This window comes from Serratia sp. root2, assembly GCF_031931805.1.
GTDB lineage: Bacteria > Pseudomonadota > Gammaproteobacteria > Enterobacterales > Enterobacteriaceae > Serratia > Serratia inhibens.
In genome coordinates this window covers 36439-50347 of the sequence record NZ_JAUJXB010000005.1, presented here as the reverse complement: position 1 = coordinate 50347, position 13909 = coordinate 36439, and the positions used below count along the sequence as shown (strand labels likewise).

14 protein-coding genes are annotated in these 13909 nt (G+C 55.4%); 11 read left to right on the top strand and 3 right to left on the bottom strand.

What is annotated here, in order from left to right:
- On the bottom strand, window positions 1–1392 hold the full coding sequence (gene dnaA, locus QZQ97_RS19705) for a chromosomal replication initiator protein DnaA (RefSeq protein WP_006321767.1): 1392 nt from the start codon (window positions 1390–1392) through the stop codon (window positions 1–3).
- A gap of 681 nt (window positions 1393–2073) precedes the next feature.
- On the opposite strand from dnaA, the gene rpmH reads away from it, so the two are divergent.
- The 10 genes from rpmH (at window position 2074) to QZQ97_RS19655 (ending at window position 10896) form a co-directional block, all read left to right on the top strand.
- Entirely contained in the window at window positions 2074–2214 is a 141-nt protein-coding gene (gene rpmH / locus QZQ97_RS19700) for a 50S ribosomal protein L34 (protein ID WP_005976668.1), read from the top strand.
- 18 nt (window positions 2215–2232) lie between these two features.
- Window positions 2233–2592 carry a ribonuclease P protein component gene (rnpA, locus tag QZQ97_RS19695; protein ID WP_004950547.1) on the top strand — a complete coding sequence of 120 codons (360 nt, stop codon included), beginning with the start codon at window positions 2233–2235 and terminating at the stop codon, window positions 2590–2592.
- The gene (gene yidD / locus QZQ97_RS19690) at window positions 2556–2813 is read left to right on the top strand and encodes a membrane protein insertion efficiency factor YidD (protein ID WP_004933881.1); all 258 of its coding nucleotides are present in this window, start codon (window positions 2556–2558) and stop codon (window positions 2811–2813) included. Before rnpA ends, yidD begins: the two co-directional genes overlap by 37 nt.
- A gap of 2 nt (window positions 2814–2815) precedes the next feature.
- Window positions 2816–4453 carry a membrane protein insertase YidC gene (gene yidC / locus QZQ97_RS19685; protein WP_311994826.1) on the top strand — a complete coding sequence of 546 codons (1638 nt, stop codon included), beginning with the start codon at window positions 2816–2818 and terminating at the stop codon, window positions 4451–4453.
- 101 nt (window positions 4454–4554) lie between these two features.
- On the top strand, window positions 4555–5922 hold the full coding sequence (gene mnmE, locus QZQ97_RS19680) for a tRNA uridine-5-carboxymethylaminomethyl(34) synthesis GTPase MnmE (RefSeq protein WP_311994825.1): 1368 nt from the start codon (window positions 4555–4557) through the stop codon (window positions 5920–5922).
- A 27-nt stretch (window positions 5923–5949) separates the two neighbouring features.
- Window positions 5950–6750 carry an MBL fold metallo-hydrolase gene (locus tag QZQ97_RS19675; protein WP_311994824.1) on the top strand — a complete coding sequence of 267 codons (801 nt, stop codon included), beginning with the start codon at window positions 5950–5952 and terminating at the stop codon, window positions 6748–6750.
- Window positions 6751–6872: 122 nt separating this feature from the next.
- Window positions 6873–8186, top strand: a complete 1314-nt coding sequence (locus QZQ97_RS19670; protein WP_311994823.1) for a lysine N(6)-hydroxylase/L-ornithine N(5)-oxygenase family protein — start codon at window positions 6873–6875, stop codon at window positions 8184–8186.
- A 96-nt stretch (window positions 8187–8282) separates the two neighbouring features.
- A complete protein-coding gene (locus tag QZQ97_RS19665) occupies window positions 8283–9008 on the top strand; it encodes a 4'-phosphopantetheinyl transferase family protein (RefSeq protein WP_311994822.1) in 726 nt (241 codons plus the stop codon).
- Between the two features lie 175 nt (window positions 9009–9183).
- A complete protein-coding gene (locus QZQ97_RS19660; protein ID WP_311994821.1) occupies window positions 9184–9750 on the top strand; it encodes an NADPH-dependent FMN reductase in 567 nt (188 codons plus the stop codon).
- Window positions 9751–9846: 96 nt separating this feature from the next.
- Window positions 9847–10896 (top strand): alpha/beta hydrolase, encoded by a 1050-nt coding sequence (locus QZQ97_RS19655; RefSeq protein WP_311994820.1) that lies wholly within the window; start codon window positions 9847–9849, stop codon window positions 10894–10896.
- A gap of 34 nt (window positions 10897–10930) precedes the next feature.
- On the opposite strand, the gene QZQ97_RS19650 is transcribed toward QZQ97_RS19655, so the two are convergent.
- The gene (locus QZQ97_RS19650; protein WP_311994819.1) at window positions 10931–12268 is read right to left on the bottom strand and encodes an NCS2 family permease; all 1338 of its coding nucleotides are present in this window, start codon (window positions 12266–12268) and stop codon (window positions 10931–10933) included.
- Between the two features lie 223 nt (window positions 12269–12491).
- On the opposite strand from QZQ97_RS19650, the gene yieH reads away from it, so the two are divergent.
- Window positions 12492–13157 (top strand): 6-phosphogluconate phosphatase, encoded by a 666-nt coding sequence (gene yieH, locus QZQ97_RS19645; protein ID WP_311994818.1) that lies wholly within the window; start codon window positions 12492–12494, stop codon window positions 13155–13157.
- 10 nt (window positions 13158–13167) lie between these two features.
- Here the strand turns inward: yieH and QZQ97_RS19640 are convergent, their stop codons facing one another.
- Complete coding sequence (locus QZQ97_RS19640) at window positions 13168–13908, bottom strand: amino acid ABC transporter permease (RefSeq protein ID WP_311994817.1); 741 nt, start codon at window positions 13906–13908, stop codon at window positions 13168–13170.
- Between the last annotated feature and the right edge of the window lies 1 nt (window position 13909).

Sequence of the window (13909 nt, the reverse complement as noted above, 5' to 3'; positions counted from 1 at the left end):
CTAGGAAGATAATGTTCTGATTAAATTGGAGAAATCTTCTTTGATGTCGTGACTTTCCTCACGCAACTGCTCAATCTTCCGGCAGGCGTGCAACACCGTGGTATGGTCGCGGCCACCAAACGCATCGCCGATTTCTGGCAGGCTGTGGTTGGTGAGTTCTTTTGCCAGCGCCATCGCCATCTGGCGTGGACGGGCAACCGAACGCGAGCGCCGCTTGGACAACAAATCCGCGACTTTAATTTTATAGTACTCCGCCACCGTCTTTTGAATATTGTCGATGGTGACCAGCTTTTCCTGCAGCGCCAACAGATCGCGCAGCGCTTCACGCACGAAATCAATGGTAATGGCACGGCCGGTAAAGTTTGCGTTGGCAATTACGCGGTTCAGCGCCCCTTCAAGCTCACGCACGTTGGAACGCAGGCGCTTGGCGATGAAAAACGCCACTTCGCCCGGCAGACGGATATCGTTCTCGTCGGCCTTTTTCATCAGGATCGCCACGCGGGTTTCCAGCTCCGGCGGTTCGATCGCTACCGTCAGACCCCAACCGAAGCGAGATTTGAGGCGATCCTCAACCCCGTTAATCTCTTTGGGATAACGATCCGAGGTCAGGATAATCTGCTGATTGCCTTCCAACAAGGCGTTAAAGGTATGGAAGAACTCTTCCTGCGAACGCTCTTTGTTGGCAAAAAATTGGATGTCATCGATCAGCAGCGCGTCGACCGAACGGTAGTAACGCTTAAATTCTTCAATGGCGTTGTTCTGCAAGGCTTTTACCATGTCCTGCACAAAGCGTTCAGAGTGCATATAGACCACTTTGGCATTGGCCTTGCGCGCCATGATGCCATTACCGACCGCATGCAACAGGTGAGTTTTACCCAGGCCGGTGCCGCCATACAAAAACAGCGGGTTATAGGCGCCACCCGGGTTATCCGCCACCTGACGAGCCGCCGCGCGCGCCAGTTGGTTGGATTTACCCTCAACAAAGTTATCAAAGGTGTGCTTTGGGTTAACGTTGGAGCGGTAAGAAAGTTCGGGCTGGGGCGCCGCGTTATCCCAGCTTGGCCGGGAAGGCGCCACGGTGCGCACCACCGGCGCGCTTGGTGCGCTGCGGCTTTCGGTGACGGTCTGGCTGATGATTTGGGTGAGCGGTTTGCTGCCGACTTCAAAACGCAGCAAAGGGACATCCGTACCGCAGAAGTCATTCAACAGACCATTGATATTGTTTAAGTATTTATCGCGAACCCAATCCAGCACAAAGCGATTGGGCGCATAAAGCGCCAGGGTGTTGTCACTCAGTTCCGCCTGCAATGGGCGTATCCACATACTAAATTCTGTGGCAGGTAACTCATCCTGCAATCGGGCAAGACACTGCTGCCAAAGCGAAAGTGACACGGCGGACTCCACTCGAACAAGATCAATAAAAGAAAAGAATCAGGCTAATTTTTTATAACTCATGATTTTTGACACATGCCCGGCATCGGCTGAACACCAGTGGGGCATGCGAACCGCCTTTCACGGTTTATGTCCCCCACGATCCCCGCTTGAGAGATCGCGATCGGAATGACGGATCATAGCGCAATCCGAGCAAGAGATCCTCCCCTTCATCACAGATTAGATCCATTTTATCCACAGGCCCCGGCCTGCGGCGATCTTTTCGCCACCCGCGTTAAATTACAGGCGAGATCCCGCCCGAGGAGCGGCGTTTTTTACATTGTCAACCGGTTATACCCTGTTATCCACGAAGGATCCTGGGCTTTAAGCGCAAGGATCGCTTCAGGATCCTTGCGGTTTCCCCCCGAGTCCGTATAATATTCGCCCTACGTGTGATACCTGGTTCCTTATGGTGAGTCATTAGCCAGACAGGATTCAGCTGTGACCACGAGCCAAGACCGGATTTTACTCCGTATTGGCAGACAACCAGGTAGGCTCGCGCGATGTGAATTGACTCAGGACTGTACAATTATTACAATCCCGCCTCTTTATATATTGCGATTGAGGCGTCGGTAGCTTTCACGCCGAGTAGCCAAACGCATTTGACTTATGTCCTTATTTTAAGTTTAGGTAGAAATCGCCATGAAACGCACTTTCCAACCGTCCGTATTGAAGCGCAACCGTAGCCACGGTTTCCGTGCTCGTATGGCCACCAAAAATGGTCGTCAAGTTCTGGCCCGCCGTCGTGCGAAAGGCCGTACTCGTCTGTCTGTTTCTAAGTAATAAAAGCTAACCCGCTGAGTGGTTAAGCTCGCTTTTCCCAGGGAGTTACGTTTGTTAACTCCCACTCATTTCACTTTCGTCTTCCAGCAGCCACAACGGGCCGGCACGCCGCAAATCACCATCCTCGGCCGCCTGAACCAGCTGGGGCATCCCCGCATCGGTCTTACCGTCGCCAAAAAACACGTCAAACGCGCGCATGAACGCAACCGGATCAAACGCCTTACCCGCGAGAGCTTCCGTTTACGCCAGCACGAGTTACCGGCGATGGATTTTGTCGTGGTGGCCAAAAAAGGGATAGCGGATTTGGATAACCGCGCGTTGACGGAAGCTTTGGAAAAATTATGGCGTCGCCACTGTCGCCAGGCTCCCGCATCCTGATCGGGCTGGTGCGGGCTTACCAGCTCGTCATCAGTCCGCTGCTTGGGCCTCGTTGTCGCTTCCAGCCGACATGTTCTCATTACGCAATTGAGGCATTAAGCAGGTTTGGCATGATAAAAGGCAGTTGGTTAGCATTGAAACGCGTATTAAAATGCCACCCCTTGAACCCAGGTGGCGATGATCCCGTGCCGCCGAAAACCGACGATAACAGAGAACACTAACGATGGATTCGCAACGCAATCTTCTCCTCATCGCTCTGCTGTTCGTGTCTTTCATGATCTGGCAAGCCTGGCAAACGGACAACGCTCCGCAACCAGTCGCCCAGACCACGCAACAGACTTCGAACACTGCTACCGGTGATGCCGCAAGCCAGGCTGTGCCCGCCAGTGGCCAGGGTAAACTGATTACCGTTAACACTGACGTGCTGTCGCTGACCATCAACACACGTGGTGGTGATATCGAGCAGGCTAAACTGTTGGCCTACCCGGATACCCTGGGTTCATCGACTCCATTCCAACTGCTGGAAAACACCCCGTCATTTGTTTATCAGGCGCAAAGCGGCCTGACCGGCAGAAACGGCCCGGATAACCCGGCAAACGGCGATCGTCCTCTGTTCCAGGCGGCGCAGGACAGCTACACCCTGCCGGAAGGCCAGGATGAGTTGCGCATTCCGCTGACCTTCACCGGCAAAGACGGTGCGGTTTACACCAAGACTTTCGTGCTCAAGCGTAATCATTACGCGGTTGGCGTTGACTACAACGTCGACAACAAAAGCACCGCTCCGCTGGAACTGACCCTGTTCGGCCAACTGAAGCAGACGACAGAACTGCCTAAGCACCGCGACACCGGCAGCAATAACTTCGCTCTGCACACCTTCCGTGGTGCGGCGTACTCTTCCAGCGAAGACAAGTACCAGAAATACGCGTTCGACAAGGACGAGAACCTGAATGTCACCACTCAGGGCGGTTGGGTTGCGATGCTGCAACAGTACTTCGCCACAGCGTGGGTGCCGGCAACTCAGGGCAGCAATACCTTCTATACCGCCAAACCTGGCGACAACCTGTCCACCATCGGCTTCAAATCTACCCCGGTTGTGGTACAACCTGGTGCGCAGCAGCAGCTGAATGCCACCTTGTGGGTTGGCCCGGAACTGCAGGATCAGATGGCCCAACTGGCGCCGCATCTGGACCTGACCGTGGATTACGGTTGGTTGTGGTTCATCTCCCAGCCGCTGTTCAAACTGCTGAAGTTCATCCACGGCTTCATCGGTAACTGGGGCTTCTCGATTATCATCATCACCTTCATCGTGCGCGGCATCATGTACCCGCTGACCAAAGCGCAGTACACCTCGATGGCGAAAATGCGCATGCTGCAGCCAAAACTGCAGGCGATGCGTGAGCGTATCGGTGATGACAAACAGCGCATGAGTCAGGAAATGATGGCGCTGTACAAGTCCGAGAAAGTGAACCCGTTGGGAGGTTGTCTGCCGCTGGTTATCCAGATGCCAATCTTCCTGGCGCTGTACTACATGTTGATGGGCTCGGTTGAGCTGCGCCATGCGCCGTTCGCCCTGTGGATCCATGACCTGTCGGCGCAAGACCCGTACTACATCCTGCCAATCCTGATGGGCGTGACGATGTTCTTCATCCAGAAGATGTCGCCAACCACCGTGACTGACCCGATGCAGCAGAAAATCATGACCTTTATGCCGGTAATCTTCACAGTGTTCTTCCTGTGGTTCCCGTCTGGTCTGGTGCTGTACTACATCGTCAGTAACCTGGTTACCATCCTCCAGCAGCAGCTGATTTACCGCGGCCTGGAAAAACGTGGCTTACACAGCCGCGACAAGAAAAAGACCTAAGCGTATTGTAGGGGTTCGGCACACTGAACCCTTGCAGCGAAAGATAAGAGGCGGTCATTTAGACCGCCTTTTTGCATATTGAATCGTCAGAGAGAACCGTTATGAGCAGCACTACCGATACCATCGTAGCCCAAGCCACCCCGCCGGGACGCGGCGGCGTCGGCATTTTGCGCATTTCCGGTCGTGGCGCGAAGGACGCCGCCCAGGCCCTGCTTGGTAAATTGCCGAAGCCACGATACGCCGATTATCTGCCTTTTCGCGACGCCGAAGGCGCCACCCTGGATCAGGGCATCGCTCTGTGGTTCCCCGGCCCAAACTCGTTTACCGGTGAAGACGTGCTGGAACTGCAGGGCCACGGTGGGCCGGTAATCCTCGATCTGCTGCTGAAGCGGGTGCTGGCACTGCCCGGTGTGCGCATTGCGCGGCCCGGCGAATTTTCCGAACGCGCCTTCCTTAACGACAAGCTGGATTTAGCGCAGGCCGAGGCGATTGCCGATCTGATCGACGCCAGTTCCGAACAGGCAGCGCGTTCCGCAATGAACTCATTGCAGGGGGCGTTTTCCACCCGCATCCACCATCTTGTGGAAGCACTTACTCACCTGCGAATCTACGTGGAAGCGGCGATCGACTTCCCCGATGAAGAAATCGACTTCCTGTCGGACGGTAAAATCGAAGCGCAGCTCAACGGCGTGATGGCCGATCTGGATAACGTACGTGCCGAGGCACGTCAGGGCAGCCTGCTGCGTGAAGGGATGAAGGTGGTGATCGCCGGGCGGCCAAATGCCGGTAAATCAAGCCTGCTCAATGCGTTAGCCGGCCGCGATGCGGCGATCGTCACCGACATTGCCGGCACCACCCGCGACGTGCTGCGCGAGCATATTCACATCGACGGTATGCCGCTGCACATCATCGACACCGCCGGTCTGCGTGAAGCCAGCGACGAAGTGGAGCGCATCGGTATCGAACGTGCGTGGAACGAGATTGAACAGGCAGACCGCGTGCTGTTTATGGTTGACGGCACCACCACCGCCGCAACCGAACCGGCAGAGATTTGGCCAGAATTTATGGCACGCCTGCCACACAGCCTGCCGATCACCGTGGTGCGCAACAAAGCCGATATCACCGGTGAAACGCTGGGTATGACTGAAGTGAATGGTCACTCACTTATTCGCCTTTCGGCACGTACCGGCGAAGGCATCGACCTGCTGCGTGATCATTTGAAACAGAGCATGGGTTTCACCAGCAATATGGAAGGCGGCTTCCTGGCCCGCCGTCGCCACCTGCAGGCGCTTGAACAAGCGGCCCAGCACCTGGTCGAGGGCAAAGAGCAGTTAGTGAGCGCTTACGCGGGGGAGTTGCTGGCCGAGGAACTGCGCCTGGCGCAGCAAGCGCTGAGTGAAATCACCGGCGAATTTACCTCAGATGACCTGCTGGGACGCATTTTTTCCAGCTTCTGCATCGGCAAGTAAACCAATCCCTCTAAGGAAAGAACAGGCATGGCATTAACTCTCAGGGTGTTACTGGAAAACCGCCGCGCCACCGGCGTGGACAAATCGCTGCGAGTGAAAGCCGGGCTCAGCCTGTTGATTCAGGATGAAACGGACTCGGTTTTGTTCGATACCGGCCCTGATAGCAGTTTCCTGCATAACGCAGAACTGATGGGCGTCGATCTGTCTGGGCTAACCGCGACGCTGCTGTCACATGGCCATTATGACCACTGCGGTGGCGTCCCCTGGTTACCCGATAACAGCCGTATTATCTGCCATCCGCAGATCGCCAATGAACGCTATTCGGCGGTGAAACTGCTGGGTAAAAACCGGAAAATCAAAAAATTATCGCTGGATATCGATTACTCACGGCATCGTATGGAATACAGCCGTGAACCACTGCATATCAGCGAACGTTTTATCTGGTCCGGGGAAATTGCGGTTGCCGAGCCAAAAGCCTATGGAGTGATCAGTGGCAACACTGAGGCGGTGGATTACGTTAGCGACGAGGGTGTACTGATTTATAAGTCCGATCGTGGGTTGGTGATTATTACCGGCTGTGGACATCGCGGGATCATTAACATCGTGCGCCACTGCCAAAAGATCACCGGGGTCAATAAGATCCATGCGTTGATCGGCGGTTTCCACCTGCGCTGCGCATCACCGCGCCTGTTATGGCAGGTCAGGCATTTTCTGAATCAGCAAAAACCCGATAAGCTCATGGGGTGCCATTGTACCGGTTCATGGGGACGGCTGTGGCTGCCGGAGATGATATCACCGGCGACGGGAGACACTTTCGTTCTGGAATAAAACGCTAATAAGCACATTAGTTTTTACCGCCATACCACTGAACAAGAATCGCTATCTCCCCTGGCTTGCCAAAAATCACCTAAGCTTATCTCAGCTATTTTTGTCGGGAGAGATAAGAAAAAATGAACGAACCTCTGGACTTACTTGGCGTGGGGCTGGGTCCTTTCAATCTCAGCCTGGCGGCCATGGCCTTCGAAAGCGGTGCCGTTAACTACGCCTTTCTCGATCGCAACGCGAGCTTTCGCTGGCATCCCGGCATGCTGCTGCCTTCCGCCTATATGCAGACTTACGTCCTGCAGGACCTGGTTACCGCCGTCAGCCCGCGCAGCCAGTTCTCGTTTATCAACTACCTGGTAGAACAGAAAAAGATTTACCGTTTCTTGATCACCGAGCAGCAAATTATCAGCCGCGAAGAATTCTCCGATTATCTGAGCTGGGCCTGCGACAGATTAGACGGGCTGCAGTTTTCACAGTCCGTAGAGAGCGTTGACTTCGACGATGATCAGGGGCTGTTCGAGGTACGCACCATCAATCAGACCCTGTGGGCGAAGAACATCTGCCTGGGTACCGGCCACGATCCCTGGATCCCCGATGAATTTTACCCGGCGCTGGGGGAGAATTGCCTGCATGCCGCAGAGATCGCCCTCCGTAACCCAGATCTTACCGGCAAACGAGTGATGGTGGTGGGCGGTGGCCAAAGCGGCGCTGACATCTTCCTCAATGCGCTGCGCGGGCATTGGGGTGAGCCCGCTCAGTTGGATTGGCTTTCCCGCCGGCCCAACTTCCAGCCTCTGGATGAATCCGCCTTCACCAACGAGTATTTCACTCCGGAATACGTCGATTACTTCTATACGCTGCCGCGGGATATCCGCGAACGGGAAATCAAGGCGCAGAAGCTGCCCGCCGACGGCATCAGTAACCATACGCTGCGCACTCTGTATCGCGAACTGTACATGCGTTTTGACGTGATGCACCAAACGCGCAACGTGCGCCTGTTGCCACACCGTACGCTGCTGGCGATCGAGCCAACGGGGAAGGATTTCCAGTTGCGCACCCGGCACGGTCTGGAGAACCGCCAGGAGGGATTTAATGCCGACGTGGTCATTTTGGCTACCGGCTACCGCCCTTCGCTGCCTTCCTGTCTGAAACCGCTGTTGCCGCGCATCCCCTTCGACAGCCAGCAACACCTGCCGCTGTTACCGGATTTTAACCTTGAGTGGCAAGGGCCGGAGCAGAATCGGATTTATGCGGTGAATGCCGGCATCCACAGCCACGGCAGCGCTGAAGGCGGCCTGAGCCTGATGGCCTGGCGCTCTGCCCGCATCCTCAATCATTTGCTCGGTAAACCGCATTTTGATCTGACGCCTAATGCCTCGCTGATACAATGGTGGAGTGACGCGCCGCCGGACAATGACATTCAAAAAACAGATAAATAGGATAAACCTCATACTGTTTTTTAATGATAAATCCGTGACTTATGCTTAATCTAACACTCCTGCGTTATCAGAGCCCTCTCTGTCATGGAGTGAACAATGGCATGTCATTTTGCCCGATGGATCCCCGCTAGCGCCGCCCTGGATACCCACAGATTATCCGTCGAGGTGTTGACCGCGACCGCTGATTTTTCCGTTAAACGCCGCCAGCGTTTCCTTCGGGGACGCATCCTGCTCGCCGAGATGATGTTTTATCTTTATGGGCTGCCGACACTTCCACTGATAGCCACCACACCCACCGGGCGCCCCTGTTTTGCCGACAACCACCTGCCTGACTTCAGTCTTGCCTATGCCAGCGATACGGTAGGCGTCTTGCTTAGCAATGAAGGCAAGGTAGGGTTGGATATAGAGGTCATGCGCGCGCGCGGCGGCCAGCAAAAAAAACTGCAACACCAATATCAGTCACCGGCAGAGACTGCCTGGATCAGTGCACAATACGATAGGCTGGAAGCGGAAACCCAGCTGTGGAGCATCCGGCAGAGCGTGTTGAAACTTTCCGGTCTGGGAAATAGCGGGCAATCAACGCTGCTGCTGCACCCCTTTTCCGGCCATCTTCGCTCCAGTGCCACGCCCCAGGTTCAGGTGATGAGCGATGCCGACGAGTATTTGAGCTGGGCCTGCGCGCATGAACCCAATCTTGACCAGCTAGTGTGCTGGCAGTACGAGGAGCACAAAGGTCTGCAAAAGTACGGCGAGATTTCATCACGCGCTCCCGCTATCTCCACCCGCTTTGTAAAGCTGACCAGCCTGGCTCATCACCGCTGACATCGGCGGTTTATGGCGAAAAAGACAAGATAAAACTTTCTTTAACCTATTAATTTCTGAATAAAATTGTAAAGGCAGGCAAATATGCAGGAATTGGCTATTCTCACCGCCATGTTTGCCCTACTATCGGCAGGTGTTCTAAGCTGAATCTGTTCATTCGAAAGGGAGAATCACCATGTCAGACCAAGCCTTAAAAATAGTCACCCTGCTCGGCAGCCTGCGCAAAGGTTCTTACAATGCCATGGTGGCCCGGGCGCTGCCGGACCTCGCCCCCCAGGGAGTGACCATCGAAGCGCTTCCCTCTATCCGTGATATCCCGCTGTATGATGCCGATGTGCAACAAGATGAAGGCTTCCCCGCTTCGGTTGAAGCTATCGCCGCGCAAATCCGTCAGGCTGACGGCGTGATCATCGTAACCCCGGAGTATAACTACTCGGTTCCGGGCGGGTTGAAAAATGCCATTGACTGGCTGTCCCGCTTACCGAACCAGCCGTTGGCCGGTAAACCGGTAGCGATTCAGACCAGCTCGATGGGACCAATTGGCGGCGCGCGTTGCCAATATCATCTGCGTCAAATTCTGGTATTCCTTGACGCCATGGTGATGAACAAGCCGGAGTTTATGGGCGGCGTCATCCAGAACAAAGTGGATGCACAGGCCGGGCAATTGATCGAACAAGGTACGCTGGATTTCCTGACCGGCCAGCTGTCCGCATTCAGCGACTATATCCGCCGCCTGAAGTAAATTTTATTTTTGACGCCTTCGGTCACGAAAAGGTTGAAGGCGCTATTCCAGTAAGAGAACGCCCTCTAATCCATTAAAAAATAAAGTTATGCAATTATGTATTTTTTTATTTTAGCCTTATTACTGGCTTTGTTCACCAGACCTTTGCTCGCCGCAGAAATGCGTTATCCCGCCGGGGAAGAGCCGATCGAGCTGCCTGCGCATAGCCCGCTGAACACCCAGTTGCCGCGTACCGCCCAAAGTCACGAAGACAAGAAAATCGGGGCCATGTCGCTTTATTTAACGCTGATGCGCGAAGACGAACGCAACGTATGGGCACCCTATCAATTAGCGGCCTCTTCGGCTGAAAAGGGCCAGACAGAGCTGGCTGAACGCTATCTGCAACTGAGCGCCAATCGTGGGTTGTGGTATTACTACACGTTGCTGGAAGACGACGCCTTTAACAGCATCCAGCACCGCGCCACCTATCAGTCGATCCTCGCCGCCACCAAGGCCCGCTACCTCCAGCACGCCCATTTATTCGAAGGCAAAGCCAGCTACGCCATACCGAAGGGCGATCCTCCGCCAGGAGGATGGCCAACGGTGGTGTTCCTGCACGGCTATGGCAAAGGCGCCAATATCAGCCCGGAAGAACGCTTGCTGTTCAGTGAAATGGGCGTCGCCTATATCGAGATCAACGGCACCCAGATGCTGTCGGAAAACAGCTTCCGCTGGTCGAACTACAGCGAGGAAAGCACCCAGAGCGCCATTCAACAGGCCCTGCGGCCACAGGAAGAATTAAAGCTTAATCCGCAAAAGATCTACCTCACGGCCCGCGGACAAGGGGCGTTGCACGCCGCCAATCTGCTGAGCAGGTATCCGCAGTTTTATGCCGGTGCAATGCTGATCGCCCCCAATGGCGGGATCAAACCGGCGCAACAATCGCTGGCGGCGCACAAAAAGGTCGTGGTGGCGTACTACGATCGGCAAAACTTCAGCGATCAGGCGCTGGCGCTGCACTTCGCCAATCTTTTCAGCGAGAACAATCAGGTGGAGGCGCTGCATTTTCCCCAGGGGGAGAACGCGGAAGGCGGCTGGCAGGCGCGTTTCAAACGGCCATTACAGTGGGTATTGAATCAGGCGCCGGACGCGACGCCAGGGGCATAGATAACAGGGCCGGCAAGCGTCGGCCCTTGTCGTATTAATGACCGTCCACAAAGACAATCTTCAGCACAAACAACAGCGCAACGACCACCACGCAGGGGCTGATTTCACGCCAACGGCCAGTACCGAGCTTCATCACGCAGTAAGAAATAAAGCCCAGCGCAATGCCTTCGGTGATCGAGAAACTGAACGGCATCATCACCGCAGTGACAAACGCCGGCACTGCCTCGGTCAGATCGTCCCATTTCACGCGCGCCAGGCTGGATGTCATCAGCACGCCAACGTAAATCAGCGCACCAGCGGCGGCATAAGCCGGCACCATACCCGCCAGCGGTGACAGGAAGATCACCAGCAGGAACAGAATACCGGTCACCACCGCAGTCAGGCCGGTGCGGCCGCCAACGGAGACGCCGGCAGAGCTTTCAATGTACGCGGTGACGGAAGAGGTGCCGACAAACGAACCGGCGACCGAACTGATGCTGTCCACATACAGCGCCTGTTTCATTCGCGGAAATTTGCCCTTGTCGTCGGTCAGTCCAGCCTTGTCGGTCACGCCAATCAAGGTACCGGAGGAGTCGAACAAGTTCACCAGCATGAAGGAGAAGATCACCCCGGCCAGGCCAATATTCAGCGCCCCGGCCAGATCGACCTGGCCCACCACCGAGGTAATGTTCGGTGGCATGGAGAACAGGCCACCGTATTTGACATCGCCCAGCGCCCAGCCGATCAGAGTAGTTACCACGATGGAAACCAGCACCGCCGCATGGAAATTGCGTGATGACAACACGGCGATAATAAAGAAGCCCAGCGCGCCCAACAGCACATTGTGCGAGGTCAGGCTACCGATGGTGACCAGAGTGTCCGGGTTGGCCACCACGATACCGGCATTTTTCAGCCCCATCATGCCGATAAACAGGCCGATACCGCTGGTGATCCCCACCCGCAGGCTCATCGGAATGTTGGCAATCATCCAGTAACGAACACGGAAAATGGTCAGCAGCAACAAACCGACTGCGCCCCAGAAAATAGCGCCCATGCCGATCTGCCATGAAATGCCCATAGCGCCAACCACCACAAATGCGAAGAACGCATTCAGGCCCATCGCCGGTGCCAGCGCCACCGGCAGGTTAGCCAGCAGGCCCATAAAAATGCTGCCAAAAGCGGCAATCAGGCAGGTTGTTACGAACACCGCCTGCGTATCCATGCCCGCCGCGCCCAGGATCTGGGGGTTAACGAACACGATATACACCATGGTCAAAAAGGTAGTAATACCGGCAATCGTTTCCGTACGCGCCGTGGTTCCATGCTGCTTGAGTTTAAACACGCGCCCAAGCAAGCCTTGTTCAACGTCAAGGCCAGATACTGGTTTGCTCATTATCAGAATTCCGAAGAAGGGAATGGACAGTCGCTGGCTATCCTATAACAAAAAGTCTGGCTTTTGACGCCGGTCACAGGTTTTTTTCGCCGTCTTTACGGCCATAGCAGTCAACGGACTGTATTTATTGATATTCATCGGCAAAGTGGATTAAGGAGTCGCAATCTTTCCTGATGCGGTTAAAGTGGCTTTATCGCCGCTTAACTGAAGGACGCTTACCCTGATGAATCAAATTGACTGCATTTTGTTTGATTGCGACGGCACGCTGGTAGACAGCGAGGTGCTGTGCAGCAAGGCTTATGTGCATATGTTCGCTCACTATGGTCTAGAGTTGTCGCTGGAAGAGATGTTCAGGAAATACAAAGGAATAAAACTGTACGAGATCATCGAGCAGGTTAATGCGGAACACGGCTTAGCACTACCGAAAGAGGAATTGGAACCCTTATATCGCCATGAAGTGGCTCGCCTGTTCGACAGCGAGCTGCAGGAGATTACCGGTGCACGCGAGCTGCTGGCGCAGGTAGCCGCGCCGATATGCACCGTCTCCAACGGCCCGGTCAGCAAAATGCAGCACTCGCTCGGCCTGACCGGCATGCTGAACTATTTTGATGACCGATTGTTCAGCGGTTATGACATCCAGCGTTGGAAACCGGACCCCGCGCTCCTGTTCCACGCCGCCGAAAAAATGCAGGTCCCCATTGAACGCTGCATTCTGGTGGATGACTCCGCCGCCGGTGCCCAAGCCGGGATCGCCGCCGGTATTCCGGTGTTTTACTTCTGTGCCGATCCGCATAATCAGCCTATCGAAAGTCCGCTGGTAACGCCGTTTAACGACCTGGCCCAACTCCCGGCGTTATGGCGGGAGCGCGGCTGGCAGTTGACCCGTTAATCGGCCCCTATCAGCTTGCCGGCAGCGGCGGTTTGTTGCGCCACCAGCGCCAGGAGCCTTTCATTGCCCTGGCCTGTGGGCTAAGGCGGCGGTTGACCGCATTGGCCAGCAGATCGAGTGCCAGGCAGAACACGAAGTACACCAGGGCGACGAACAGGAACACTTCCATCGGATACACCATGCTGCGGTTATTGACCTGGGTCGCCAGGAAGGTCAGTTCGCTGACGCCGACGATATAAGCCAGCGAGGTGTCCTTGATCAGGGAGATCCACTGGTTGATAAATGACGGCACCATCATGCGTAACGCCTGCGGCAGCACGATCATGCGCAGCGTTTGCCAGCGGGTCAGCCCCAGCGACAAACCGGCCTGCCACTGACCGGGACCAATGGCGACAATGCCTGCCTTCACCGCATGGGCCAGATAGGCCGAGGCGATCAGTGCCAATGCGCAGACCACGGTGGTGATCTCCGGAATATCCACGCCAAACAAGATCGGCAGCAAGAAATAAGTCCAAAAAATCAGCATGATCACCGGAATGGCGCGGAAAAAACCCAGCACTGCAGCCAATAACCCGGCGGCTACACCGCGCGACATCGCCAACGCCACGCCCAGCAGCGTACCGAGGACAGCCGAAGCTACGCCGGCCATCAGGCTGATCGCCAGCGTCAACGCCGCGCCGCCCAACGGCCCATCCGGCCAGGTGCCCCACAACAAATACCCCAGGTTGTCGTATATAACGCTGAAATCCATG

Bases quoted from the DNA above. Each gene is read 5' to 3' on its own strand.
- rpmH (WP_005976668.1), top strand. From the start codon at position 2,074: ATGAAACGCACTTTCCAACCGTCCGTATTGAAGCGCAACCGTAGCCAC.
- yidD (WP_004933881.1), top strand. From the start codon at position 2,556: ATGGCGTCGCCACTGTCGCCAGGCTCCCGCATCCTGATCGGGCTGGTG.
- yidC (WP_311994826.1), top strand. From the start codon at position 2,816: ATGGATTCGCAACGCAATCTTCTCCTCATCGCTCTGCTGTTCGTGTCT.
- mnmE (WP_311994825.1), top strand. From the start codon at position 4,555: ATGAGCAGCACTACCGATACCATCGTAGCCCAAGCCACCCCGCCGGGA.
- QZQ97_RS19675 (WP_311994824.1), top strand. From the start codon at position 5,950: ATGGCATTAACTCTCAGGGTGTTACTGGAAAACCGCCGCGCCACCGGC.
- QZQ97_RS19670 (WP_311994823.1), top strand. From the start codon at position 6,873: ATGAACGAACCTCTGGACTTACTTGGCGTGGGGCTGGGTCCTTTCAAT.
- QZQ97_RS19665 (WP_311994822.1), top strand. From the start codon at position 8,283: ATGGCATGTCATTTTGCCCGATGGATCCCCGCTAGCGCCGCCCTGGAT.
- QZQ97_RS19660 (WP_311994821.1), top strand. From the start codon at position 9,184: ATGTCAGACCAAGCCTTAAAAATAGTCACCCTGCTCGGCAGCCTGCGC.
- QZQ97_RS19655 (WP_311994820.1), top strand. From the start codon at position 9,847: ATGTATTTTTTTATTTTAGCCTTATTACTGGCTTTGTTCACCAGACCT.
- QZQ97_RS19650 (WP_311994819.1), bottom strand. From the start codon at position 12,268: ATGAGCAAACCAGTATCTGGCCTTGACGTTGAACAAGGCTTGCTTGGG.
- yieH (WP_311994818.1), top strand. From the start codon at position 12,492: ATGAATCAAATTGACTGCATTTTGTTTGATTGCGACGGCACGCTGGTA.
- QZQ97_RS19640 (WP_311994817.1), bottom strand. From the start codon at position 13,908: ATGGATTTCAGCGTTATATACGACAACCTGGGGTATTTGTTGTGGGGC.